Annotated in this window: 17 protein-coding genes; 15 read left to right on the top strand and 2 right to left on the bottom strand. The window is 54.7% G+C overall.

Annotation, left to right across the window (positions count from 1 at the left end):
- Window positions 1-50: 50 nt before the first annotated feature.
- On the bottom strand, window positions 51-1,469 hold the full coding sequence (gene pyk, locus SK3146_RS29475; RefSeq protein ID WP_249862125.1) for a pyruvate kinase: 1,419 nt from the start codon (window positions 1,467-1,469) through the stop codon (window positions 51-53).
- Between the two features lie 139 nt (window positions 1,470-1,608).
- Between pyk and SK3146_RS29480 the strand changes: the two genes are divergently transcribed.
- Both SK3146_RS29480 and SK3146_RS29485 read left to right on the top strand, forming a co-directional pair.
- Window positions 1,609-2,394, top strand: a complete 786-nt coding sequence (locus tag SK3146_RS29480; protein ID WP_249862126.1) for an AraC family transcriptional regulator — start codon at window positions 1,609-1,611, stop codon at window positions 2,392-2,394.
- A gap of 144 nt (window positions 2,395-2,538) precedes the next feature.
- Window positions 2,539-3,138, top strand: coding sequence for a DNA-3-methyladenine glycosylase I (locus SK3146_RS29485; protein ID WP_249862127.1), 600 nt, complete (start codon window positions 2,539-2,541; stop codon window positions 3,136-3,138).
- Between the two features lie 187 nt (window positions 3,139-3,325).
- Here the strand turns inward: SK3146_RS29485 and SK3146_RS29490 are convergent, their stop codons facing one another.
- Complete coding sequence (locus SK3146_RS29490; RefSeq protein ID WP_249862128.1) at window positions 3,326-4,522, bottom strand: YheC/YheD family endospore coat-associated protein; 1,197 nt, start codon at window positions 4,520-4,522, stop codon at window positions 3,326-3,328.
- Between the two features lie 225 nt (window positions 4,523-4,747).
- On the opposite strand from SK3146_RS29490, the gene SK3146_RS29495 reads away from it, so the two are divergent.
- From SK3146_RS29495 to SK3146_RS29555, 13 genes are all read left to right on the top strand, one after another.
- Window positions 4,748-5,899 (top strand): glycosyltransferase family 4 protein, encoded by a 1,152-nt coding sequence (locus tag SK3146_RS29495; RefSeq protein WP_249862129.1) that lies wholly within the window; start codon window positions 4,748-4,750, stop codon window positions 5,897-5,899.
- 204 nt (window positions 5,900-6,103) lie between these two features.
- Complete coding sequence (locus tag SK3146_RS29500) at window positions 6,104-6,760, top strand: chromate transporter (protein WP_249862130.1); 657 nt, start codon at window positions 6,104-6,106, stop codon at window positions 6,758-6,760.
- A 28-nt stretch (window positions 6,761-6,788) separates the two neighbouring features.
- A complete protein-coding gene (locus tag SK3146_RS29505) occupies window positions 6,789-7,325 on the top strand; it encodes a chromate transporter (RefSeq protein ID WP_249862131.1) in 537 nt (178 codons plus the stop codon).
- 185 nt (window positions 7,326-7,510) lie between these two features.
- The gene (locus tag SK3146_RS29510; protein ID WP_249862132.1) at window positions 7,511-9,013 is read left to right on the top strand and encodes a UDP-N-acetylmuramoyl-L-alanyl-D-glutamate--2,6-diaminopimelate ligase; all 1,503 of its coding nucleotides are present in this window, start codon (window positions 7,511-7,513) and stop codon (window positions 9,011-9,013) included.
- A gap of 150 nt (window positions 9,014-9,163) precedes the next feature.
- Window positions 9,164-14,176 (top strand): WIAG-tail domain, encoded by a 5,013-nt coding sequence (locus SK3146_RS29515; RefSeq protein WP_249862133.1) that lies wholly within the window; start codon window positions 9,164-9,166, stop codon window positions 14,174-14,176.
- A 693-nt stretch (window positions 14,177-14,869) separates the two neighbouring features.
- On the top strand, window positions 14,870-15,307 hold the full coding sequence (locus SK3146_RS29520) for a MarR family winged helix-turn-helix transcriptional regulator (protein ID WP_249862134.1): 438 nt from the start codon (window positions 14,870-14,872) through the stop codon (window positions 15,305-15,307).
- On the top strand, window positions 15,304-15,960 hold the full coding sequence (locus SK3146_RS29525; RefSeq protein ID WP_249862135.1) for an HlyD family secretion protein: 657 nt from the start codon (window positions 15,304-15,306) through the stop codon (window positions 15,958-15,960). Before SK3146_RS29520 ends, SK3146_RS29525 begins: the two co-directional genes overlap by 4 nt.
- A gap of 13 nt (window positions 15,961-15,973) precedes the next feature.
- Window positions 15,974-17,290: an efflux RND transporter periplasmic adaptor subunit gene (locus SK3146_RS29530; protein ID WP_249862136.1), complete on the top strand. Its 1,317-nt coding sequence runs from the start codon at window positions 15,974-15,976 to the stop codon at window positions 17,288-17,290.
- Window positions 17,291-17,302: 12 nt separating this feature from the next.
- Window positions 17,303-18,952 carry a DHA2 family efflux MFS transporter permease subunit gene (locus tag SK3146_RS29535; RefSeq protein WP_375295433.1) on the top strand — a complete coding sequence of 550 codons (1,650 nt, stop codon included), beginning with the start codon at window positions 17,303-17,305 and terminating at the stop codon, window positions 18,950-18,952.
- A gap of 113 nt (window positions 18,953-19,065) precedes the next feature.
- Window positions 19,066-20,796, top strand: coding sequence for a hypothetical protein (locus SK3146_RS29540; RefSeq protein ID WP_249862137.1), 1,731 nt, complete (start codon window positions 19,066-19,068; stop codon window positions 20,794-20,796).
- A 71-nt stretch (window positions 20,797-20,867) separates the two neighbouring features.
- Window positions 20,868-21,320: a MarR family winged helix-turn-helix transcriptional regulator gene (locus SK3146_RS29545; RefSeq protein ID WP_249862138.1), complete on the top strand. Its 453-nt coding sequence runs from the start codon at window positions 20,868-20,870 to the stop codon at window positions 21,318-21,320.
- A gap of 227 nt (window positions 21,321-21,547) precedes the next feature.
- Window positions 21,548-22,897: a hypothetical protein gene (locus SK3146_RS29550; protein ID WP_249862139.1), complete on the top strand. Its 1,350-nt coding sequence runs from the start codon at window positions 21,548-21,550 to the stop codon at window positions 22,895-22,897.
- 534 nt (window positions 22,898-23,431) lie between these two features.
- A complete protein-coding gene (locus tag SK3146_RS29555; protein WP_249866482.1) occupies window positions 23,432-24,226 on the top strand; it encodes a DeoR/GlpR family DNA-binding transcription regulator in 795 nt (264 codons plus the stop codon).
- Window positions 24,227-24,235 lie beyond the last annotated feature (9 nt).

The following is a 24,235-nucleotide window of genomic DNA, read 5'->3' on the forward strand; positions in this document are numbered from 1 at the left end:
TGCAGAGAACGTTCTCTGCAGCTCTTCCTATTTTCTTGCGCATTTGAATCTTAGACATTCTGAATTTTAATCAGATTGGTGGACCCGGATTGTCCTACCGGAACACCTGCGCTAACGACGATCAAGTCGCCCTGCTTAATGATGCCGGATTTCACACCGCTGCTGATAGCCGATTCGAACATGGCGTCGGTCGACTCCACTTTTGGCCCCGGGACCGGAGTGACTCCCCAGCATAGCGTAAGGCGGCGCAGCACCCAATCGTTGGCGGTAACCGCGATAATCGGAGATTTCGGACGGTATTTGGATACCATCCGCGCGCTGAACCCGGTCTCCGTCGGAGTAATGATCGCCTGCGCCTCCAGGTCGAGCGAAGAGCCTACGGCGGCTTGGCTGATTACTTCCGTGATGTTCGTTTTGCGCAGCGCCGCTTTCTGCGCCAGCATCTCGCTGTAAGACAGCGTCGCTTCGATGTTCGTTGCGATGGCCGCCATCGTCCGGACGGACTCCACCGGATATTTGCCGGCGGCCGTTTCGCCGGACAGCATCAGCACGTCGGTGCCGTCATAGACGGCATTCGCCACGTCGGACGCTTCCGCGCGGGTCGGCCGAGGGTTCGATTGCATCGAATCGAGCATGTGCGTCGCGGTAATGACCGTTTTGCCGACGGCATTGCCTTTGGCGATCATCTGCTTCTGAATGATCGGCACATCCTCCACCGGAATTTCGACGCCGAGGTCGCCGCGGGCGACCATAAGCCCATCGGAGGCTTCCAAAATTTCATCCAAGTTGTCTACGCCTTCCTGGTTTTCGATTTTGGAAATAATTTGAATGTGAGAGGCTTTCTTTTCCTCCAAAATTTTCCGGATTTCCATAATGTCGCTCGCTTTCCGCACGAAGGAAGCAGCGATGAAATCGACGTTCTGTTCGACGGAGAACTGAATGTGCAGGACGTCTTTTTCCGTTACGCCCGGCAGGGAGGTGTGTACGCCCGGCAGATTGACGCCTTTGCGCGGTTTGATCACACCGCCGTTCAAAATGCGGCAGCGGATCTCGGTGCCTTCGATCGCTTCGACGCGCAGCTCGATCAATCCGTCGTCGATCAGAATGCGCGAGCCTACGCCGACATCCTGAGTCAGTTGCGGATAAGAGACGGAAATCCGGTTGGCCGTGCCTTTGATCTGTTCCGTCGTTAATGTCAGCTCGCCGCCGGTGTGAAGCTCGTAGGAAGCCTCTTCCAGAAGTCCGATGCGAATTTCCGGCCCTTTAATGTCGATCAGGATGGAGACCGTTGCGCCGAGCTCTTCCGCAGCCTGACGCACTTTTGCGATCCGTCCGGCATGATCCGACAATTCGCCGTGGGCCATATTGATCCGGGCTCCGTTCATTCCGGCGCGAATCAGTTCTTTCAGTGTATCGATCGAATCACAGGCAGGTCCCATAGTGCACAATATTTTCGTTTTACGTAGCATGGATCAGTTCCACTCCTTGTTGTTTATATGCTGTTGGAACTCATTGTAGGGAAAATTGTCGAATTAGACTATGAAATATAGTACGCCAAATGTATAATAGTATCGAAAAACTACGTTATATAGAGCAGGTGACCCCGCGATGCTGCATATGGAAACCGTTCGTCAGGATACGGGAGTCCAGTGGTTTGAGGAATATGAGGAAGGAGCCCCGTGGTATTTGCTCATTCTCGTCACTTACGGCAAATGCTTATACTGGGTTCATCAGGAAAAGCTGATGCTGGAGAAGGGGGATTTGCTGCTGATCCCGAGCGGCGTTCCTTTTTACGGCAAGAGCATCCCGACTGTCATGCATGAGAAATATGTCGCCGCTTTTCGCGACGAAACGTCATCTCCGGCGCTGCCGCTGCTGTCGGCGCAGGACTTTTGCAAATGGAAAACGGGGAAATACGAGCTGCTGCTGCAAAGGTTCCGGATGATGCATGAAGAATGGAATGAACAGCTGCCATACCGCGAAGCGATGTGCCAATCGCTGGCGCTCGAAATATTGACGCATTGGAACCGGGAGCTGGACGAAGGCAAGCCGACCTCCGTGAAGGAACGGCATATCGAGCTGATGAAAGCGTACATCCAAAATCATTACCGGGAAAAAGTGACCAAAGAAGATTTGGCGAACGCGATCGGCAAAAGCCCCAATTACGCCGCTTCGCTGTTCAGCGGGGTGACCGGGCAAACGATAGGCGGTTACGTTCACGCGCTAAGGGTAAAGACGGCCGTTTATTTGCTGACGCATTCCCGCAGAACGGTGGCCGATATTTCCGATTATTTGGGCTACTGCGATCCGTCTTATTTTCACCGCATCTTCAAACGGGAGACGGGCAAGCTTCCCGCGGCTTATATCAAAGAACGGGAACTGCCGGTCCAATGAAAAATCGGCTTGTCCGCTGCTTTCTATCGACCGCAGGCCATGAATCAATGACCGCTCTTTTCAATCTGCCGATCGAACTATGACAGAACTTGTCCAAGTCCTATGGTATGATAAAGCCATGACGAACAGATGGAGGGATAGCGAGTGGAGAAAACGCGCTGCGGCTGGGTGAATAGCGACCCGCTATATGCGGACTACCACGATCGGGAGTGGGGAGTTCCGGTACATGACGACCATAAATGGTTTGAGATGCTCATACTCGAAGGAGCGCAGGCGGGACTAAGCTGGTATACGGTGCTGAAGAAGCGGGAGCATTACCGCGAAGCGTTCGACCGGTTCGATCCGCTCAAGGTTGCCGCCTATGACGACGCCAAGATCGAGGAGCTGTTGTCGAATGAGGGAATCATCCGCAACCGACTGAAAGTGCAGTCGGCGGTAACCAATGCCAGGGCATTGCTGAAAGTTCAGGAGGAATTCGGCAGCTTCGACGCATATATATGGCGGTTTGTCGGAGGCAGCCCGATTCTGAACAGCTGGGGCTCTTTAAGCGAGGTCCCGGCCAGCACGGCCGAATCGGATGCGCTGAGCAAAGACTTGCGCAAGCGCGGCTTCAAATTCGTCGGATCGACGATTTGTTACGCATTGATGCAGGCGACCGGAATGGTCAACGACCACATGACGCAATGCTACCTGTACAAAGGCGGCTGCGGGCATCAAGCGGAGCACGCGCATGAACGCGGCTAACGCGGCGGATACAAAAACAAAGCGGTCCTGTTGATAGGGCCGCTTTATTTTTGTTTAGGAAATGATGCGCAGCAATATCCTGTGGAAATCCGGGTGCTCCCCCGAAAGGAATGTCTAACCATAGAACGATCCTAGCTGAATGGTTAGACGCCGATCCAGCTGAAGCTGGATACGGACGAAATAAGCTTCAGAGCATCACGTCACTACCCTGGAAATTACTCTTGGTACCCCATTTCCATTGTCTGTGGTGCCGCGTCGGCGGCATGGATGGCTTTTGGGGGATTTGTTCTTTGACGCAGCTATCCAGCAAATATTTGGAGTAGGCGATCGGGTTGAAAAACGAAGCTTTCCATTCGTCGAGCAGCCCGGCTTCCCGCAGACTGTACCGCTGGTCCTTGCCGTTGCATTCAACGAAGAGGGGATAGCCGTCTTTGGTCATTCCGACGTCGAGACCGAGATCGGCCAGATGAGGCAGCTGTTCGCCGAGATAACGGCAAACCCGCAGCGAGAAATCGCACAGCTGCGCATAGACGAGCTGCCCGTCAAGCAGCGGGTATTCTTCTGCGAGGATGTCTTCGAGCCGGTGCACGGTACCGCCCTGTGCCACGTTAGTCAGAAAGCTGCCTTTGGGCGCAACCTTGGCTACAAGTCCCGTGACCTGCCACAGGCCCGATCCGTCCCGCTGCACGGAAACGCGCAGATCGAACGGTCTGCCGCGATAGGTCGCTAAGGCGAGACATTGCTGCACGATATACGGCATTTTTTTCAGCCGCCGAACGAGTAGCGCCGGAAGCCGGGGGCCGCGGAAGCGAAGATGCCGCTTCTTTTTGTTACGCACGCTGAGGCTGACCGGATAGGTGAGCTTCCAGCCGGAAGCGATTTTTTGCAGCAGCATGACGCCTCTTCCGATACTGCTCCGATCCGGCTTGATAATGATTTTGTCGTACAGCTTCATCATGATACCGATATTTGTCGTGTTCGCCGCCGAGGTTCCGGGCAGATGCGGGCGAAGGTCGGGATTCTGCATGAGCAGCTCGTGAACCCGCAGCTTGCCGTAGCGGTTCCATTGGTTGAACAGACGGGTTCCGCCGGCTACCCAGGACGATAATTCGTTATATTCGGCCGATCCGTTGTAAATGGCCCGGTTATGAATGACGGCCGGCAGCGGAATATGCTTTTGCACGAAGCGGCCGTTCTCCTTGACGTAAGCGTTGACCCGGAACGTATCGCGCTTAACGTCTTGAATGCGAAAAAAGCAAGGGGTTAATCCGTATTCTCCGGCGGCCTCCACGTAAAAATCCACGGCTTCGTATTGGGTGTTCCCTGACGGGAGCCGGCTGTGCAGCTTGTCGTTGACTAGGATGCCTACGTAGGGAGACTCCATGAGGCTCACTCCTTTTGTGCGAAAATGGCCTTGCATTCGAGTCTTTATACAGCTTATGCCGCCGCTTTCGAACAGGTAATGGACAAATGCGGTAGGCATTCATTGAACATTGAGGCGCCTGTCCCGTCTTCTCGGTTAGGGAGTCGTCCCTATGCCGTTCCACGTAGCTCTGCAGTTGAATACATTGCATTATGAACGGAATTGTGTCACAGAGGAGGCGGCAGCATGGAACGTCCTGTGATCGCTATCGTATCTCCGGGTTCTTTCGTCATTCCCTCGGCAACGAGCAGCTCGGTCGAGCTTGTGATCGAACAGGTGGCCAAACGCATGACCGCCAGAGTAAGTCCGGTTGTGTTCGGCAGAATGTCCGGGATCAGACCGAAACTGGAGAATGTGGGCGGCGTCCGCTACGTGAGGGTGCCTGCGCCTACCCCTTCAGCTTATATTCGCCACGTAAGCCGGAAGCTCTTCGAATACAAGCCGCAAATCATTCAGGTGGAAAACCGCCCGCGCTTCGTCCGTTATTTACGCCGTCATCATCCGAAAGCCCAAATCTGGCTTGTCCTTCACTCGCTTACTTTCGTTTCGGGGCGTCATATCGGCAGAGCCGAGCTGCAAGATTGTCTGGCTGCGGCCGACCGGATTGTCGTCAACAGCAGCTATCTTATGGAACGGCTGAAACGGATGGCCCCCTCCATAAGCGGTAACATCGTAGTCAACCATCTGGGCGTCGATACAGAGAAGTTTACTTCCCGCTGGACGGAGGAAGGTGCCGCAAGACGGGAGAGAATGCTTAGGAGTATGGGGCTTAGCGGTAAAAAGATCATTTTATATGTAGGGCGTCTTATCGAAATAAAAGGAGTCCATCATCTGCTGCGGGCGATGCCGCGAATTGCCAAGCTTGTGCCGGACGCGGTTCTGCTGGTCGTGGGCGGGGCGTTCTACGGCTCGAAACGCACGACGCCTTATGTGAGGCGACTGCACCGCATGGGGGCCAAGATGAAGAAGCGGGTTCGCTTCATCCCATATGTTCCGCATAATCAAATCGCGTCGTGGTTCGGATTGGCCGATATTCTCGTCGTTCCCTCCAACAGCAGGGAAGCTTTCGGTTTGGTCAACGTGGAGGCAATGGCCTCCGGCGTTCCGGTGGCGGCTACCCGCGTGGGGGGAATGAAAGAAATTATCGAGCATGGGGTGACGGGCTACTTGATCGATGCGCCGCTGCTGGGCAAGGAGCTGCCGCAGTGGGTTTCCACTGTGCTGACTCGTCAGGAATTGGCCAAACAACTTGGGGAAGAAAGCCTGAGGAAGGTTCGCGAACAGTTTACTTGGGAATGTACGGCAAGGCGATGGATGGAATTATATGGGTTATATTGAAAAATCTAAAATGAAATTAAGTTGAAATTCAATTCATAGTATTCCGCTGAAAAAAGAGGCCGATTAGGCCTCTTTTTGTGCATAAACGGACTTTTCATTTAAAATAAAAAAGTTTTATGTCAAAGTTTATTCCAAAAAGATAATAAGTAGTATATAATGGACATGAACGATAAGATCGGTTTTTGACAGGGGGGATGCTGCATCATGAACAAAGAAAATAAAAAAAAGGCGTCTTTACTGTGGGGAGTTTTTTGGTCTTTTTGTAAAATCAGTCCGATTACATTCGGCGGCGGATACGCGATGATTCCGGCTATCGAGAAGGAGATTGTGGAACAAAGGGGCTGGATGGACGCGGAGGAAATGAGTCAAGCCTTATCCATCGCCGGCTCGGCTCCCGGGGGCATCGGCGTTAACGCCGCTACATTGGTCGGATATCGTTTGGCTGGGCTGCCGGGTGCCGTTGCCGCGGTTCTCGGCATATCTCTTCCGACTTTTATTATTATGCTCCTTCTTACGATCGGTTATTCGGCGGTCCACGATGCGAAGAAAGTAACGGCCGCTTTCGAAGGCATTCATGCCGCGGTAGTCGCCTTCATCGCCGTAGCCGGGTGGCGCATGTTCAAGTCGTCCGTATCCGATAAAACGACGCTGCTGATTTTGCTGGGAGCCTTGGCGGCGCTCGTATTCTCCGGCTGGCATCCGGCCGTGCTGCTATTGATCGGCACACTCGTCGGCGTTATGTGTTTCAAGTGGAAGCAGAAGCTGGGACGGGGATTAAAGGAAGGCAAGCCGGATAAGCGCGATTCCGTCGTTCCGGCGGCCGCAGGACCCGGGCAATATATATGGGGAGACGGAATATGACGGCTTCTGAGGAAAGGACGCAGAAATTATGCTGCTAGCGTTGTTTTGGACTTTTTTTAAGGTAGGCCTCGTTTCCTTCGGCGGCGGATATGCGATTCTCTCCGTCATCGAGCATGAGGTGCTGCAGCATCAATGGATGACGCCGGAGCATTTTGCCGAAGCCGTATCGTTAGCGGGGATGTCGCCCGGACCCATCGCTACGAACAGCGCGGTGCTGATCGGATTCAAAACGTCCGGAATGCCGGGTGCGGTCGTGTCCGTCATCGGCATGATTCTTCCTTCCTTTCTTATCATTATCGCATTGGCTATTTTTTTCTATAAAAAAAGCAATAACGGATGGATGCAGGCGATTTTTTACGGGCTTAAACCGATGGTGGCGGCGATGGTCATATTCGCGGCTTACCGCGTAGGGGCGGGCGGATCGACGGTTCTCGGAATCAATGCCCATACCGTAGCCCTCGTCATTATATTCGCTTTCGCCGTCATTGGTACCGCCAAATACCGGCTTCACCCGCTAGTCGTTTTGTCGGTATCGGCTTTGATGGGCACAGCGTTTTTCTACTAAATCTAATAGGATGCTTTTTCACCGGCGAGCCTCGTTATGCGAGGCTCTTTTTGCCGTTGGCGCAGCCTTTTCTGACATCTGGATAACATCGGCGTCATTTTTGGATACGGGAAAAATAATGCCCTTAAAATGGTAATACAATAAGGTATCCAAGTAAGACGATGGAGCCGACAGGAGGATAAGCGATGGAGCTAAGAAGGCTGCTTTCAGGTTTGCATACGATTCGCAGGACAGGCGATGATACGGTTGACATCACCGGCGTGCAGATGGATTTCCGGCGCGTTCGCCCCGGAGATTTGTTTGTCTGCATTCCCGGTTCCCCGGGTATTTTGGAGGACCGCCATGCTTACGCCGGGGATGCGGTGCGAAGGGGAGCGGCGGCGCTGGTAGTGGAGCGGGATGTTGCAGAAAGCGGGGACGTGCCGCTTATTTATGTTAAGGATGCAAGGTACGCCTTGGCTGCCGCCGCCTCGCGTTTTTACGATTATCCTAGCACGCGGCTCAAGGTCATCGGCATTACGGGAACGAACGGCAAGACGACGACGAGTCATTTGATCGAGCATCTGTTAAAAGAGCATGGCTTTCATACCGGATTAATGGGCAATCTGTACACGCGGATCGGACAGGAGGAGACGTTTTTTGCCAACAATACGCAGGAACCGCCGGACCTACAGAATAATTTGCGCCGGATGGCCGACGCCAGGGCGGATTATTGCGTGATGGAGGTTACATCGCAAGGACTCGACTTGGGCCGGGTCATCGGCACCCGTTTTCATACTGCGGTGTTTACCAACTTGACTCAGGACCATCTGGATTATCATCTGACCATGGATAACTATTTGGAGGCCAAGGGGCTCTTGTTTTCACGTCTCGGCAACGCTTGCAGCAGCGACGGCGCCGGGGCGGTTGCCGTGCTTAATGCGGATGATTCCGCTTCGGATTATTGCCGAAGGCAGACGACGGCGCAAATCGTTACCTATGGAATAAACAATAAAGCCGATGTGACGGCGGCAAATATCCGGCTCAGCGCATCGGGAACGCAGTTCGACGTGTCGTACCTCGGGCAGTCGGCCGCCGTTCGGCTCCCTTTGGTCGGTCTGTTCAACGTATACAATGCGCTGGCGGCAATTGCGGCCGTCATTCCCGAAGGAATAGAAATTGCGGAGGCGGCACGATATATGGCGGGTATGAAGCCTGTCAGAGGCAGGATGGAAACGATAGACGAAGGCCAGCCGTTCACCGTGTTGATCGACTATGCCCATACGCCGGACGGTCTGGCGCAAGCGCTGCGCGCCGCCCGCGGATTTACCCGCGGTCAACTGGTTGCCGTATTCGGCTGCGGAGGCGACAGGGACCGCGCCAAGCGGCCTGAAATGGGCAGGATCGCGGCTCGGCTATGCGGGCGGATTATCGTAACGTCGGATAATCCCCGTTATGAGCATCCCGATGCCATTATGCAGGATATAGGGCGAGGGATTGTGGAAGAGGGCTTTCCGGCTTCGCACTGCGAAATGATTGCCGACCGGGCGGATGCGATTCGCCGGGCTGTGATGCTTGCAGGTGAAGGGGATGTCGTAATCGTCGCCGGCAAAGGTCACGAAGACTACCAATTCATGAACGGCCGGCGAATGCATTTCGACGACCGCGAAGCCGTCATAGATGCGCTGCGGGAGCGTGAAGGCCGTTAAGCTTCCATTTCGGATAGGTGTGAGCCTATTTTTCCCGGGCCTAATGACTTCCTTCTAGGTAAATGCATATGTTACAAAAGACTACTTTAAGGTTGCAAAAGTCTGACATATGCATAAAACTACGGGCCAACCACACAGGAGGAAGTGCAGATGAGGAAAAAGAGCAGCCGGGCCGGCGCCAAAATATCTCCGCTTCGAAGAAAGCAAAGCGGTGCGTTTAATGAGTTAAAATGGCTCGATGAAGCTTCATCAAGCAGCAAGCATGTAAAACCCCGCGCAGAGGAAGGCGATGCGCTGATCAGTCACTTGCCGGCGGAGGCTGAAGTTCTTACTAAGGATGCCGCGGCGGCGAAGGCGACGGAACCGGAAGCTCCGCAAAAGCCGCAAGTGTCGCCAGTGCAGGAGAAAGTCAAAGAAGAGCCGGCTGTATTGAAAGAGACTAAACCGCTCTCCTTCAAGCCGGTGCTGCAGCAGCGCAAGCAAATTCCGGTAAGCGGGCCGGTCGTATATACCGACGACCTGGCTGACGAGGCGGTTACCCAGGAGAAGGTCGCCCGCAATGCGATTGACGCGAGCAAAGTCAAACGCGGCTCGATCAGCCACGAGCAGCTCTCCGATTACGCGGTCACCACGTCGAAGCTCGGCGACCGCAGCGTAACTTCGCAGAAGCTTAGCATCCGCGCAGTCACGGAAGAACATATCGCCCCGTTTGCGATCTCCGGAGACAAAATTCAGGAAAGAACGATCGGCGGCGAAAAACTGCAGGACAACAGCATCACCTCCGATAAGCTGGCCGATAAAACGATCGATGCGATCAAGATCGCGGAGCGTTCGATTCATACGAAGCATTTGGCGGAAGAAGCGATTACGGGGGAGCAGATTCTTAACCAATCCATCACTTCGGAGAAAATTAAAAGCGGAACGATTCAGACGACTAACCTGGCGAACTACATTATTAATACGGCTAAGCTGGCGGATTTGTCCGTAACGACGGAGAAACTGCGAGATCTTTCCGTTACGGCCGGCAAAATCGCGGACGGAGAAATTACGGCAGAGAAGCTCGCGAACCAGTCGGTTTCGGAAGAAAAGCTGGCTCCTTGGAGCGTCGCTTCCGAGCATTTGCAGTCGGGCGCTGTTTTGCACGAGCATCTGGCCAACGATATTGTGCACAGCGGCAATATCGCCCCTAATCAAGTGAACGAGACGCATCTGGCTATCGACTCCGTAAATGAGGACCATCTGCATGATGGCGCGGTTACGGCGGATAAGCTTGCCAAACATGCGGTAAACGGAATGCATTTGGATCATTTCATTATCGAAGCCGTGCATTTGCAATCGGGAAGCGTGGAGCCTCGGCATTTGAAGGACGGAGCGGTCACGGCGAAAAAGCTTGCGGAACAAAGCGTCGGTTCCTTCCAACTGGCTGACGGAGCAGTCACTTCAGGGAAGCTTGGGGACTTGTCCGTCGTATCGAGCAAGCTGGCCAAGAAATCGGTAACCGCAGATCACTTGTCCTCCGGTGCGGTCACAAGCGCCCATTTGGCCGAAAAGGCGGTTCAGGCCGACCATGTCGGACCGAACTCAATCGCCAAGGATCATTTGCAGGATCATGCGGTCGTAACCTCCAAGCTGCAAGATCGGGCGGTTACGTCCGAGAAGCTGGCATACGGTTCCATTCAGCATCAGCATTTACAGGAGGGAGCCGTGCAAAGCGTTCAACTGGCCAATCAGAGCGTAACGACGTCGAAGCTGGCGAGCGAATCCGTATCGACGGATAAATTGACGAATCTGTCGATTACTACCGCCAAGCTGGCGCATTCCAGCGTAACGAGCGAAAAGCTTGGCCGCGAGGCAGTGCTGGGAGAGCATTTGGCGGCGGGCTCGATCCAGTCGCAAAGCTTGGCTAAGGCGGCCGTCAAAGCGCCGCATCTGGCTACGGAAGCGGTAACGCGGGAGAAATTGGCCGATCGCGCCGTGACGTCGGAGAAGCTGGCGGAACAATCGGTGCTCAGCGAGCATCTGATGAACGGGGCTGTCAAAGCGGCTCATCTGTCGCCAGGATCGGTCGGTTCGGTCCATGTGCAGGACCAGTCGGTCACAAGCTCCAAACTGGCTCAAGGGGCGGTCGAAACGCAGCATCTGAACCCGGGTGCGGTCGGGTGCGAGCAGCTGAGCGTAGGAGCCGTAGGAACCGAGCAGCTGCAAGAGCAGTCGGTGACGGCATCCAAGCTGGCTTTTGGCGGCGTGCAAATCCACCATATCGCCTTCGGCGCCGTGGGCTTCGAGCAGCTGCGCGAGCAGTCGGTAACCGCGGAGAAGCTGGCGCCGGGAGCGGTGGAAGCCGGACACTTGGCGGCAGGCACGGTCGGATCTTCGCAGCTTCAGGAAGAGTCCGTCACGGCTTGGAAGCTGGCGCAAGGGGCGGTAGAAGCAAGGCATTTGTCTACCGGAATCGTCGGCTCCGAGCAGCTGCAGGATGAGTCGGTGACGGCGGCGAAGCTGGCGCCGGGGGCGGTGGAGGCGATTCATCTGTCGCCTGGCATCGTCGGTAGCGAGCAATTGCAAGAGCAAGCCGTGACGGGGGCGAAGCTGGCTGCGGGCTCCGTCGTAGCGGATCATCTGACGGAAGGCTCCGTAGGGACGGCGCAGCTGCAGGAGCAGGCCGTAACGGGGGCGAAGCTGGCGCTTGGCGCCGTCAAGTCCGCGCATTTGGCCGAAGGGGCGATAGGCCGCGAGCAAATAGGGGATGGAGCGGTCGGCACCGAGCAGCTGCAGGATGAGTCGGTGACGGCGGCGAAGCTGGCATACGGCGCCGTACGTTCGGCGCATCTCACCGATCAAGCCGTAGGCTCGCGGCAAATCTCCGAGGGCGCGGTCGGCACGAGCCAACTGCAGGATCAAGCGGTTACCGGCTCAAAGCTGGATTGGGAGGCCGTCGGAACAAATCATTTGGCCCCTCAATCCGTCGGAAACGCGCAGCTGAAGGACGGTTCTGTCACTGCAAGCAAGCTGGCGTCCGGGGCGGTCATAGGAGAACATCTTGCTGAACGGTCAGTTGGGCCGCGCGAGCTGGCGTCAGGAGCCGTGGGCGAAGCGCATGTCGCCGACGCGGCGATCGGGCCGCGGCAGCTGCAGGAGAATGCCGTGACGGCCGAGAAACTGGCGGAAAGCGTCGTGAACGCCGTTCATCTGGCCCCGGGGGCCGTCGGCGCCGACACGCTGCAGGATGGAGCGGTGACGGGCTCGAAGCTGACGGAAGGCGCGGTGGAATCAAGACATCTGTCGGCGGGTTCGGTAGGCCGCGAAGCGCTGAGCGAAGGCTCTGTCGGCACCGGCCAGCTGGAAGACGGAGCGGTGACGGGCTCGAAGCTGACGGAAGGCGCGGTGGAGACGAGGCATCTGTCGGCGGGTTCGGTGGGTCGCGAAGCGCTGAGCGAAGGCTCTGTCGGCACCGGCCAGCTGGAAGACGGAGCGGTGACGGGCTCGAAGCTGACGGAAGGCGCGGTGGAGACGAGGCATCTGTCGGCGGGTTCGGTGGGCCACGAGGCGCTGAGCGAAGGCTCTGTCGGCACCGGCCAGCTGGAGGACGGAGCGGTGACGGGCTTGAAGCTGACGGAAGGCGCGGTGGAATCAAGACATCTGTCGGCGGGTTCGGTGGGCCGCGAGGCGCTGAGCGAAGGCTCTGTCGGCACCGGCCAACTGGAGGACGGAGCGGTGACAGGCTCGAAGCTGACGGAAGGCGCGGTGGAAGCAAGACATCTGTCGGCGGGTTCGGTGGGCCGCGAGGCGCTGAGCGAAGGCTCTGTCGGCACCGGCCAGCTGCAGGATGGAGCGGTGACGGGCTCGAAGCTGACGGAAGGCGCGGTGGAATCAAGACACCTGTCGGCGGGCTCTGTGGGCCGCGAGGCGCTCGGCGAAGGCTCTGTCGGCACCGGCCAGCTGGAGGACGGAGCGGTGACGGGCTCGAAGCTGACGGAAGGCGCGGTGGAATCAAGGCATCTGTCAACGGGCTCTGTAGGCCGCGAGGCGCTGGGCGAAGGCTCTGTCGGCACTGGCCAGCTGGAGGACGGAGCGGTGACAGGGTCGAAGCTGTCGGCGGGCTCTGTAGGCCGCGAGGCGCTGAGCGAAGGTTCGGTCGGCACCGGCCAACTGGAGGACGGAGCGGTGACGGCTGCGAAGCTCGGCGCGGCCGCTGTGCAGAGAGGGCATATCGCGGCGGGCGCGGTCGGAGCCGAGCAGCTTGCTGCCGATTCGGTGGATATCGCAGCGTTGAAGGACGCTTCGGTAACAGGCTCGAAGCTGGCGCTGGGCGTCGTGGAAAGCCGCCATATTGCGATGGAGGCGATCGGCACGGTAAAGCTGCAGGATTTGTCCATCACCGCCGCGAAGCTGGCGCTGGGCGCCGTAGAGAGCCGGCATTTATCGCAAGACGCGGTGAGCGCTGCAAAGCTGCAGAACGGCTCCGTAACGGAGCAGAAGCTGGAAGACGGTTCCGTTACAGGGCGCAAGCTGGCTCAAGGCTCGGTCGGCACGGAGCACTTGACGGTCGATTCGATCGACGGGCTTCATATTAAACAGGAATCGATATCCGGGTATCATCTGCTTCCCGGCAGCATCTCGCTTCTGCATTTGGAACCCGGTTTGATGAAGCAGATCAGCGCCGCAGCTTCCGCAGCGGTGCAGCGGCCGCAAGAACCGGATATAACGCCGGTTGAGCCGGATGCGGCCGCACAGGCGGAGCAGGAAGGCGACGGACTAGAGCAGCCGGTACCGTCCGCGGTGGAGAACGCTGAAGCGGACGTTCAGACGGCGGCGCTGGCCGCGGAGCCGGTAGACGGCGAGCCGCGGCAGCAAGCTTCGGCGCAGCCGCGGCACCATGCCTTCGAAACGGTGCAGACTGTGAAGCGCGGCACGCTCCAGCAGTTCGGACTGTCTTCCTTCACACTCAAGGTCGAGGAAGAATCGGCGGATCTGGTCGTCGTTTTCGATGAGGAATTCGCCGATGACGCTTACGTGTTTGTCGCTACGACCAGTCATCCGTCATGCTTTGCGGTCGTCAGGGAGAAGTGGCGGGACGGCGCCGTCATTCAAATCGTCCGCAGTCAATTCGCGCCGCAGCTGGAAGGAATGATAAACTGGATTGCCATCGGACGGAAATCATAGTATCTTTAATGAAAGGCAAAGGGGAACCTTCTCGCGGAGGTTCCTTTTTTGTCGTTTAGGAGATGATGCCCAGCAATTTCCTGTGGAAATCCGGGTTCTCCCCCGAAAGGAATGTCTACCCATAGAACGATCCCAGCGGAATGGTTAGACGCCGATCCAGCTTAGGCTGGATGCGGACGGAATAAGCTTCAGAGCATCACGTCACTTTGGGGGGGATTTGTTCCGCTCATCCGTCCCATATCCGTAAGAAAAAAATAATTCTTTTCAAAATAGTTAGATCGTGCTATTATTTCGTATAGAAATATTTCTTGTGCGAAATAGTTTCAAGCTGTAATAAGTTTTGGAGCGGGAAAGGGGCGATTACATAACGTGTAGAAATGCCGGATGACAGAACAACAATGACGTGCAAGTCCAACCGCTTTTCCGCAGACGGAATGCCGCTTCCTTGCACGATGGCGGCGCAGGCGACGACGTTTCTTTTTGGCAGCTATGAATATAACCTTTGTGTCCGCGCGGATTTTCGTTTCTGTTCTTTGCATATCCGGCAAGAAGCTCATTTAAAGTTCGTTCCGCTGTAGATGGATGATTGCGGTTGAAGCCGTGCGAACCTTACCTTGTTCAGCTTTCTCCGGTGTGGTATATTTTTGTATATAAATATTTCGCTTGCGAAATAAATTCGGAGGGCTGACAAACATGAGCAGAGCAATGCAAATCGGCAATTCTATACGAAAACTGACTAAAATTTTTAATACCACCATGGGGAAGGATCTGAAGGAGATCGGCCTGACGACTCCTCAAATCGCTACGATCGGGCAGGTGTATTTTGAACGTAAGACGATCGGCCAAATTTCGGAATGCACGCAGCTTTCCTACAGCACGGTTTCCGGAATTATCGACCGGTTGGAGAGGGACGGATGGCTTGAGCGGGTTCGAGACGAATCGGACCGGCGCATCGTATGGATCAAGCGAACGAGCAAGATCGAAGCGGAGAAGGAGAAGCTGCACTTTTTTCAAGAAAGCTTCTATGAGAATTTGTTGGCAGACTTAAGCCCGGAGGAGCTCGATAACATTGTTCGCTCGCTGGATCTGCTGACTACTTATTTGGAAAAGAAGGTTGAGGAGAAACCATGAAGAGGAAACAAGTCTTGTATATCATCCTCGCGGTAGCGGTGATCGTTGCCGCCGGAGGCGGGTATTCGTTCTGGTATCAAGGGCATTATTACATTAAAACAGAGGATTCGCGAATTACCGGCGATATTTTTCGCGTGATGCCTCGCATTTCGGCTAAAATCACTTCCCTGCCTATCGCGGAAGGCGACACGGTGTTATCGGATCAAATCGTCGGACAGCAGGACAATACGAATTTGGCTACCAGCAGCCTGGATCAGGCGGCGCTTCGTTCGCCGATCGACGGAACGGTCATCAAGACGATGGCCAGAGTCGGTGAAGTGGTATCGCCAGGGCAAACCGTCGCCATGATCGTCGACAAAAGTAAGCTGTACGTTTCCGCCAACATTGAAGAGGGCGACATTAACCGCGTGAAGGTCGGCCAACCGGTCGATTTCACGATTGATACGTTCCCTGGCCAGACGCTGCACGGCAAAGTGAGCGAAATCGGCGAAGCGACGGCCGCGACCTTCTCGTTGATCCCGGCTACCAATACAAGCGGCAACTTTACGAAGGTTACGCAGCGCATTCCGATTAAAATCTCGATTGATGATCAAGCGGGCCTAGCCGTAGCTCCGGGCATGAGCACTACGATCAAAATTCATTTGAAAGGGTAAGGGAGAAACAACCATGAGAAAAAAACAGATGACATGGATCCCGGCGATCCTTTCATTAGCCGTTATTTTTGCATTGCCTGGCTGCGGCGGAGCCGATAATAACGCAAGCGCGGCGCAGGCTGTTGCAGTCAAAGCGATTAAGCTCGGCCAGCCTGCCGATTCGGGCCTCAGCGGTAAAATTATTCCGGATCAGGAAAATAAAGTAGTAGCCAAAGCGGGCGGCAAAGTGTCCGAAGTGAAAGTGGACGAAGGCGCGGTTGTCAAGAAAGGCGATGTGCTCGTTCAACTGGAGACGGACGATCTGACTTCGCAGGTGAAGCAGGCCGAAGCGGCTCTGATCGCCTCCAAGGCTAAGCTTGCCGATACGCAGGCGGGCGCGCGCAGTCAGGAAATCCAAGGTCTGGAGAGCGCGGTGCAAAGCGCCGAGGCCGCTCTGAACCAGGTCAACGCCGCCGTTGATCAAGCCAAATCCGGCTTCGATCTGTCGCAAAAAACGTACAATCGGTTGAGAAATATGTATGACAGCACTTCTACCGTTACTAAAGAAGATATGGATAAAGGCACGTTCGAGTATGAAAAAGCAAAGGCTGCTTACGATCAGACCGTAGCTCAGCAGCAGGCGGCAGCGGCTCAAGTGTCCGCTGCGAAATCCAAGCTGGAACTGACGAAAAGCGGCGCTACCGGCAATACGCTCGAAGCGCTGCAGGCTGACGTGGACCGGCTGACGGCGGGATTGGAGCTGGCTAACAACGCCCTCGCCAATGCCACTATTACTTCGCCGATCGACGGCGTCGTATCCAAACGCAGCATTCAGCCGGGAGAAATGGCCCAGCCGGGAGTTACGCTCTTGTCCATTGTGAAGATGGACCCTGTGCAGGTGGAGCTCAGCGTTCCGGAAACGCAGATCGGCAAAATGAAGGCCGGCTCCGACGTTGAAGTGAAGGTCGGCAACTTGCCGGATAAAACGTTCGCAGGCAAAATCTCGTTCGTAAGCCCGGTTTCCAACGCGAACAGCACGACGTTCCCGGTTAAAGTGACGATCGACAATCCGGACGGAGTACTGCTGGCGGGGATGCTTGCGGAGGTGCATCTGAAGGATTCCGCGCCGAACGGCCTGGAAGTGCCGAAAACCGCACTCATTCAAAAAGATAATAAAACCTTTGTTTATACTGTCCAAGACGGTACGGCGAAAATGATCGAAGTCGCGACAACGGACAAAAACGCGGATTGGGTCTATGTGAAAGACAATCCAAACTTGAAAGCCAACGTTCAAATCGTCATTAATCCATCGGACCAAATCGCGGACGGCAGTAAGGTGAAGGTGGAATAGGAGGCGTTTAACGTGGCTGACCAGTCTCAAACTACAGCATCAGCTCCTCCGCTCGACCACAAGGATGAGCCCAGCTTCTGGCTGCCTCTGATTGCTATCATTCTGGCTACGTTCGTGTCGGTATTAAGCAGCAGCTTGGTGAACGTTGCGCTTCCCAAGCTGTCTACCGTATTCGGAGTGCCGACATCAACGATTCAATGGGTCGTCACCGGCTTCATGCTGGCGTCGGCGGTCGTTATTCCCGCGAGCGGCTTTCTCGCTTCGCGCTTCGGCAGCAAGCAGGTGCTTGTCCTGTCCGTTGCCGGCTTTACGATCGGGTCGTTCCTATGCGGTCTTGCTTGGAGTGATTCGAGTCTGATTGCGTTCCGGATATTTCAAGGTTTGACTGGCGGCTTCATCATGCCGGTCGGCATGACGGTTATGTATACGATCGTGCCTCGCCAGCAAATCGGCTTGGCGATGGGGATCTGGGGAATCGCGGCGATGGTCGCACCTGCGCTCGGTCCTACCCTCGGCGGTTACCTGATTCAGTACTACAGCTGGAGAACGCTGTTCTTCCTGAACGTGCCGATCGGGATCATCGCCGCCGCCGCCAGTTACTTCCTGCTGAAGGAAGGCGTCAAGCAGAAAAACCTGAAGTTCGATATTGTCGGAGCGGTATGCTCGGTCGTCTTTTTCGGATCGCTGCTGCTCGCTTTGAGTAAAGGACAAACCGAAGGCTGGACTTCGCTGTATATTGTATCGTTGTTCTTCCTTTCCGCGGTGAGCTTCGCGCTGCTGCTGTGGGCGGAATTGACGGTGAAGGAACCGCTTCTTAATTTGAAGGTGTTCAAAAATATCCAGTTCAGCGCCAGTACGCTAACCTCGGGGCTTGTCATGATGGCTATGATGGGCGGCACGTTCCTGATGCCGATTTATTTGCAGAACGTACAGTCCATGACGGCGCTCGATTCAGGTATCCTGCTCCTGCCTCAGTCGGTAGCTATGGCTTTGATGATGCCGATCAGCGGGAAGCTATTGCAGAAAGTCGGCATATTGCCTCTGGGCATTACAGGTTTGCTGATCCTCGGTGTGACGACTTACGAGCTTCATGTGCTGACGGCGGATACATCGCATATTTGGATCAATGTCGTGCTGACGATTCGCGGCTTCGGTATCGGATTATGTATGATGCCGATTTCTACCGTCGGTATGAGCAGCGTACCCAAAGAGCAAATCAAGGATGCTTCGCCGCTTTCCAACGTATTCCGTCAAGTTATGAGCTCGATGGGGATCGCTATACTGACGACGATTATGAGCTCGCGGCAGTATCTGCATTATTACCGTATTTCGGAGGATGTGCCGAGCTATTCGGACAACGCGACCTCGTTTATTTCGGCTTTAGCCGGGGCGTTGTTCCAAGGCGGGGTCGATAATGCGACCGGCAGCGGCACGGCTGCCAGCTACTTGGCCGGCATTATGCAGAAGGAAGCGCTCGTTCGCGGTATCGCGGATACGTTTTATATTTCGGCAATTCCGGCATTTATATGCATACCGCTCATTTTTTTGCTGAGAGAAAAGAAAAAGCCGAAGGAACAGCCTGCTTCGGAGCCGGCTCAAGCCTCGTCCTCGCCTGCTTCCGCCGGCTCCGGGGTTGCCGCGGTCGAGCCCGTCAAAGCGTAAGCAGCGGCTTATCACCCGTCGTATTCTGTGCACTTATACTTTGTTAAACAATTTGGAGGAAACCATCAATGAAAAACGTATGGGGAAAAACAGCATTGGCGCTCTCTTTAGTTATGTCGACAGCATCTGTCCCTGTGGCTTCCGTATGGGCCGACGCGGCGGAGCAGGCTGATCCTTCGGATCAAGCCGCCGCCGCGAACGCGCCGGTATACCGGCAGCTGACCGACGCGCTGAGCGTTCAGGTCAAGGGCGTGCTTAACGAAAAAACAGCCGCCGGCGTCAACATCGGCGTCGTCGTCAATTTGAAAAACAATACGTCGGAAACGAAGCGCATTCCGGATTACGAGCTGCGCGTCAAAACGTCGGACGGCACGGTCTACACGCTGCTCGGCAGCTCGGCGAACGCTCATTCCGCTTTACCGATGTCGGAAACCGAACTGAGCTATATGATCAAGCTGGATAATAAGGACGCGGTCGCATTATCCGAGCTGCAATGGATCGACGTGGACTGGGACGTATATCCTAAGACGGAGACGGCCGTATTGACCGTACCGGCGGATGGACTCAGCTGGGCAGGCAGCGACGCGGTTATTACCGATCCTGCCGCGATCAAAAACTGGGGTCAAACGTTTACGATCCCGTCGAGCAATCTGCCGCTGACCTATACTCCGGTCGATATGGACAAACAAAATAACGAGCAAAAAACGGCTTATGTCGTGAAGCTGCTGGTGCAAAATACCGGCTCGAGCACGATTACCGTACCGGATCTGGTGCTGGAAGGCAAAGACGGCACGTCTTCGTTCCAAGGCAAGCAGGTCGAGAAAGATAAAGTGACGATCGAGCCGAGTGAGAAAAAATACGTTCACTATGCGATCGAGACGAACCAGGATACCGTGCTGAAGACGATCAACGTGCTGACGCCGGAGAGCTTCGTGCAAACGGATGCGAAAGGGCAAAGCGCAGCGTACGATTATACGATCGGACGCGTGCAAATCGTGCTTCCCGAAGGGCGCATTCCGTCCAGCCTGCAGCCGGTTAACTACAGCTACAACGATGTCATAGCTCTAGACCCGGTCAACAAGTCGGTTAATTCCGATGTGGATATTTCGCTTGTCGAGCTCAGCATGCATGAAAACCAAGGCATCGGTTATAAAACGGCGGTGGCCAAGTTCAAGCTGACCAACAAGAGCGACACGCCGCTTCCGGTTCCCGCCTTCGGCACCGAGCTGGATACTCCGCAAGGAGTAAGCTATGCCGGCAGCAGACAAATCAACCCGCCGAAGCAGCTAATGCCGAAGCTGAGCCATATCGTGACGTATTCCTTCACCGTTCCGAATACGGAGGAGGGCGATCAAATGATGCTCAAGCTTTCCGATACGCAGGCTGCCGCGCCGTACAAATCGGCGATCGCCGCACTGAACGTGACGATGCAGCCGCTCGCTCAGGCGGATGACGTATTATCGTTCTATCCGTTCCAGGTCAAAGTGGAAAACTGGAGCATCCAGGCTTACACGAATCTGATTAGCGCGGCGAATCCGACGCTGACTTACGGCTATAAGCTGAAAATGAACGTGGATGTCAAGCAAACCGACAATGTCGTAGTAGATCAGGACTTCTCCAAAATGAAAGTGGCTCTGGTCGATTCGGCCGGCCGTACGCTTTCCGAAGAAAACCTGTCCTTCACCGACAGCGCCGGCATCGACAAGCTGGTATCCGGCGAAGTGATCGTCGACTTTAACAAAGTACGCGCCGACTATCAGGACAACAATCTGACGATCCAGGTATACGAATCGATTCAAACGGAGTTCGGCGAAGCCAAACGCTTGGTAGCCGTATTCAAATAAGCTAAAGACTACTCCCGCGTTTCCTCGTATGGATGCGCGGGAGTTCTCAAATGTAGCGGGGAGCCGAGGTTATGGAACAAGAATTCATACTGATCGAAGAATTGGAGACGTCGGCAAGGCGCGTTATGAGGAAGTTTGTTACCTATAGCAAGCATGTCGACCGGCGGTTTTCCGGCTCTCAGGTCAGCGCACTGCAAAGTGTGGAAGCAAGCGGCATGTTAAAAGTATCGCGGTTGGCCGAGCATTTGTCCCTGTCGTCCAGCGCGGTTACTTTGCTGTGCGATAAATTGATTCGACAGGGCTATCTTAGAAGAGAACGCAGTGTGGATGACCGGCGGGTGGTCTGTCTCGTGATTACCCAGCATGGCCGGGAAATTCTTCAAGAACTGCTGGACAAAGAAAAAGAAGTCGTTACCCGCTGGCTGTCGGGAATCTCCATAGAAGAATTACAGCAATTCAACAATGTGCTGCGCCAGATCAGAGAAAATATAAAGAAAAAGCCGACAGACGCATTCCGGGCCTAGCCGGGAAGCGGGCCGCTGATCCGTCTTAAGGTTGAACCGTTCGTGTTCGGCCGCTTTTTTGCGGGCGTCGAAAAACGTCATATTAAGAAAATGTAAAAGATGTTCATAAATCGTTCAAGAATATCCGAAACAAGAGCTTCACAGACAAGTTTAATTGTGATATATTTCGTATAGAAATATTTCTCATACGAAATGTATAGAGATTAAAGGAATGGAGAGAAAGAATCATGAAAACCAAACTGTTTAGTAAAAAAACGATTACCGGAGGCGTTGCGGCAGCGCTGCTGATCGGCAGCTTTGCCTATGCCCCTCAAGCAAAGCCCGCATATGCGGCAGAATTGCAGCAGCCGGCGGTAAGCTCCCCGCTGGTGGCCAAATATTTGCAAAATCTCGCTACTTACACCGCTTGGGTATCCGATAGGGAGGAAGACGATGTTCTGTCCGACGTGTCGTACGGCAAAACGCTTGCCGACGCTTCCGGTCTTTCTGCGTCGCTGCTGCGTGACAAGCTGGTGAGCAATTTCGATACTTACGTAAGCCTGAATGCGCAAGGCCAAAACTTGTCCGGCGATCAAATTCAGAAGCTGCATGATGAAGCCGCTAGCCTGATCAACGATGCGATTATGGAACACGGGTACAAGGCGCCTGTAAGCCAGGCCAGCATGAATCTGGATTCGGTTATTCAGCAGCGGTTGAACTTGATCGTCTCCGACGTCGCTGCGATCTCGAACGATGATGTCGATGACATCGAGAACCGGCTGGAATCGGGGGCAACGCTGGTGAAAGCATCCGGGCTGTCTCAAGAGGCATTGTTCGAAGCGCTGACAGGTTTGATGAATCTGTCCATCGACAACGCGGTAGGCCAAACTCCGGTTTCCTCCGATGCGGTTCAACAAGCGAAAGAGAAAGCAGCCGATAAAATCAGAGAAGCGATCAATACGGCAGGAGGCTATAAAGCCGTTTCCGCAGACCAGGGCGCTCCAAGCCTTGATAATATTGTGAAGCGCCGCATTGCTTTCATCATCAGCGACGCCGCAACGATTGCCGATAAAGATTATAACGATGTGCTGCAGGACCTGAAGAGCGGCAAAACGCTGCCAGACGCAACCGGCGTAGCAGCGGGACTCTTGTCTTCGGAGCTGAACCGGATCGTTCAACAGGATATCGATCATGCCGCCGAGCAAGGCTCCTTCGATACGAACGCCATCGAGAGCGCCAAAAGCAGCGCAGGCTTGAGAATCAGCGAGATTTTGTCCGAAGGCGGCTATACCGGGGAGAAGGAAACCAAAGCGGCGGGCAATATTAGCGCTCTAGTGCAGGAAAGATTGAAAGGGATCGTGTCGGATGCGGCCTTGATCGCCGATAAAAAATATTATGAAGTAGAAGATAAGGTGAATGCTGGAGCAAGCTTGTCGGCTGCTACAGGCATCTCCGGAGGAGAACTGTTCGACCGCTTGATCGCGCCAGTCAATCAAATGATCGAAACGATGACTAATGATCCCGACCAACAAGCGAAAGCCAAGGAACAAGCAGCTAAGCAGATCAGAACATGGGTTGACAACGGCTATAACAACTAATACACGGCCTAAGCCTCTTCAACGGCTTGCAGCTGCCGAAAGCGCGGCGGTCCTTACGGACTTCCGCGCTTTATTTTTGTTTAGGAAATGATGCGCAGCCATATCCTGTAGATATCCGGGGGCTCCCCCGAAAGTAAAGTCTACCCATAGAACGAACCTAGCGGAATGGTTAGACGCCGATCCAGCTGAAGCTGGATGCGGACGGAATAAGCTTCAGAGTATGACGTCACTTTTGGGGGATTGGTTCATACCTGTGGCGAATGTGAGCTTTTCATATAATATGCAAGAAGAAATCAAATAAATGATTGAAATTGTCATAATAAGCTCATATAATAATCAACATAACCATAAGTAGCCGTGGTGAAAAAGCAGATGGAGCAAGCGAGAACAATCTGGAGAAGAGCAGCGGATTAATCATCAAAAAATCAGGGGACAACAGCGACCGGAAGCTGCTTTCGCATGCGCAGTCGGCGATTTTCGCCACTCTTTTAAGCGGTACTCAAAAAAGGAATCGGCAGTTGGAGTGAAGCGATGATGGGTGGTCAGGAATTGTCCAAAGGCGAAGAAAGACGCAGTAAAATAATGAATATGTTAAAGACGCAGGGGCGCATAACGATCCAGGATATTATGGACAAGTTCGGCTGCTCCGAGGCGACGGCCCGGCGGGATCTGGATCATTTGGTGAAGACGGAGGCCGTCATCCGCACGATCGGAGGCGCGCAGTTCGAAGGCATTCCCGGTATTAAGGAGGCGTCGTTTCACGAAAAAAGGCAGCTTCTGTGGGTGGAAAAGGAAACGATTGCAGCCAAAGCGGCCTCGCTGATCGAAGAAGGGGATGTCGTCGGCTTGACCGGCGGTACGACGACGTATTTGATTGCCAAGCAGATTAAAGGACGCAAAAACATTACCGTTGTTACCAACGCGGTCAATATCGCGATGGAGCTTGCCGACAGCGACGGGGTTCAAGTCGTGCTGACCGGCGGCGTTATGCGTAAAAACAGCTTTGAGCTGTGCGGTCCGTTAGCGGAGAAAGTCGTTGAAGGACTGAATATCGGCAAAATGTTTATGGGCGCCGACGGCTTCGCTCTGGAGCAGGGAGTGACGACGTATTCCGAGCTTGAGGCGCAAATCGCCCGCTTGCTGATCCAACGTTCGAGTCGGACGTTCGCGGTTATCGACCATTCGAAGATCGGCAAAGCTTCCTTGTTCGGCATCGCGCCGTTATCATCGCTGCACGGATGCATCACGGACGATCCGCTCGACGAGGAGATGGCGGCGTCGCTGAAGGAAGCGCAGATTGAAGTATATGTTGCAGACAGGCCCAGATAAGCCGATAAG

Origin of the sequence: Paenibacillus konkukensis, assembly GCF_023523925.1 — a bacterium.
Classification (GTDB): Bacteria; Bacillota; Bacilli; order Paenibacillales; family NBRC-103111; genus Paenibacillus_S; species Paenibacillus_S doosanensis.

Bases quoted from the DNA above. Each gene is read 5' to 3' on its own strand.
- SK3146_RS29545 (WP_249862138.1), top strand. From the start codon at position 20,868: ATGGAACAAGAATTCATACTGATCGAAGAATTGGAGACGTCGGCAAGG.
- SK3146_RS29510 (WP_249862132.1), top strand. From the start codon at position 7,511: ATGGAGCTAAGAAGGCTGCTTTCAGGTTTGCATACGATTCGCAGGACA.
- SK3146_RS29530 (WP_249862136.1), top strand. From the start codon at position 15,974: ATGAGAAAAAAACAGATGACATGGATCCCGGCGATCCTTTCATTAGCC.
- SK3146_RS29550 (WP_249862139.1), top strand. From the start codon at position 21,548: ATGAAAACCAAACTGTTTAGTAAAAAAACGATTACCGGAGGCGTTGCG.
- SK3146_RS29500 (WP_249862130.1), top strand. From the start codon at position 6,104: ATGAACAAAGAAAATAAAAAAAAGGCGTCTTTACTGTGGGGAGTTTTT.
- SK3146_RS29505 (WP_249862131.1), top strand. From the start codon at position 6,789: ATGCTGCTAGCGTTGTTTTGGACTTTTTTTAAGGTAGGCCTCGTTTCC.
- SK3146_RS29515 (WP_249862133.1), top strand. From the start codon at position 9,164: ATGAGGAAAAAGAGCAGCCGGGCCGGCGCCAAAATATCTCCGCTTCGA.
- SK3146_RS29495 (WP_249862129.1), top strand. From the start codon at position 4,748: ATGGAACGTCCTGTGATCGCTATCGTATCTCCGGGTTCTTTCGTCATT.
- SK3146_RS29525 (WP_249862135.1), top strand. From the start codon at position 15,304: ATGAAGAGGAAACAAGTCTTGTATATCATCCTCGCGGTAGCGGTGATC.
- pyk (WP_249862125.1), bottom strand. From the start codon at position 1,469: ATGCTACGTAAAACGAAAATATTGTGCACTATGGGACCTGCCTGTGAT.
- SK3146_RS29540 (WP_249862137.1), top strand. From the start codon at position 19,066: ATGTCGACAGCATCTGTCCCTGTGGCTTCCGTATGGGCCGACGCGGCG.
- SK3146_RS29490 (WP_249862128.1), bottom strand. From the start codon at position 4,522: ATGGAGTCTCCCTACGTAGGCATCCTAGTCAACGACAAGCTGCACAGC.
- SK3146_RS29480 (WP_249862126.1), top strand. From the start codon at position 1,609: ATGCTGCATATGGAAACCGTTCGTCAGGATACGGGAGTCCAGTGGTTT.
- SK3146_RS29520 (WP_249862134.1), top strand. From the start codon at position 14,870: ATGAGCAGAGCAATGCAAATCGGCAATTCTATACGAAAACTGACTAAA.
- SK3146_RS29555 (WP_249866482.1), top strand. From the start codon at position 23,432: ATGGGTGGTCAGGAATTGTCCAAAGGCGAAGAAAGACGCAGTAAAATA.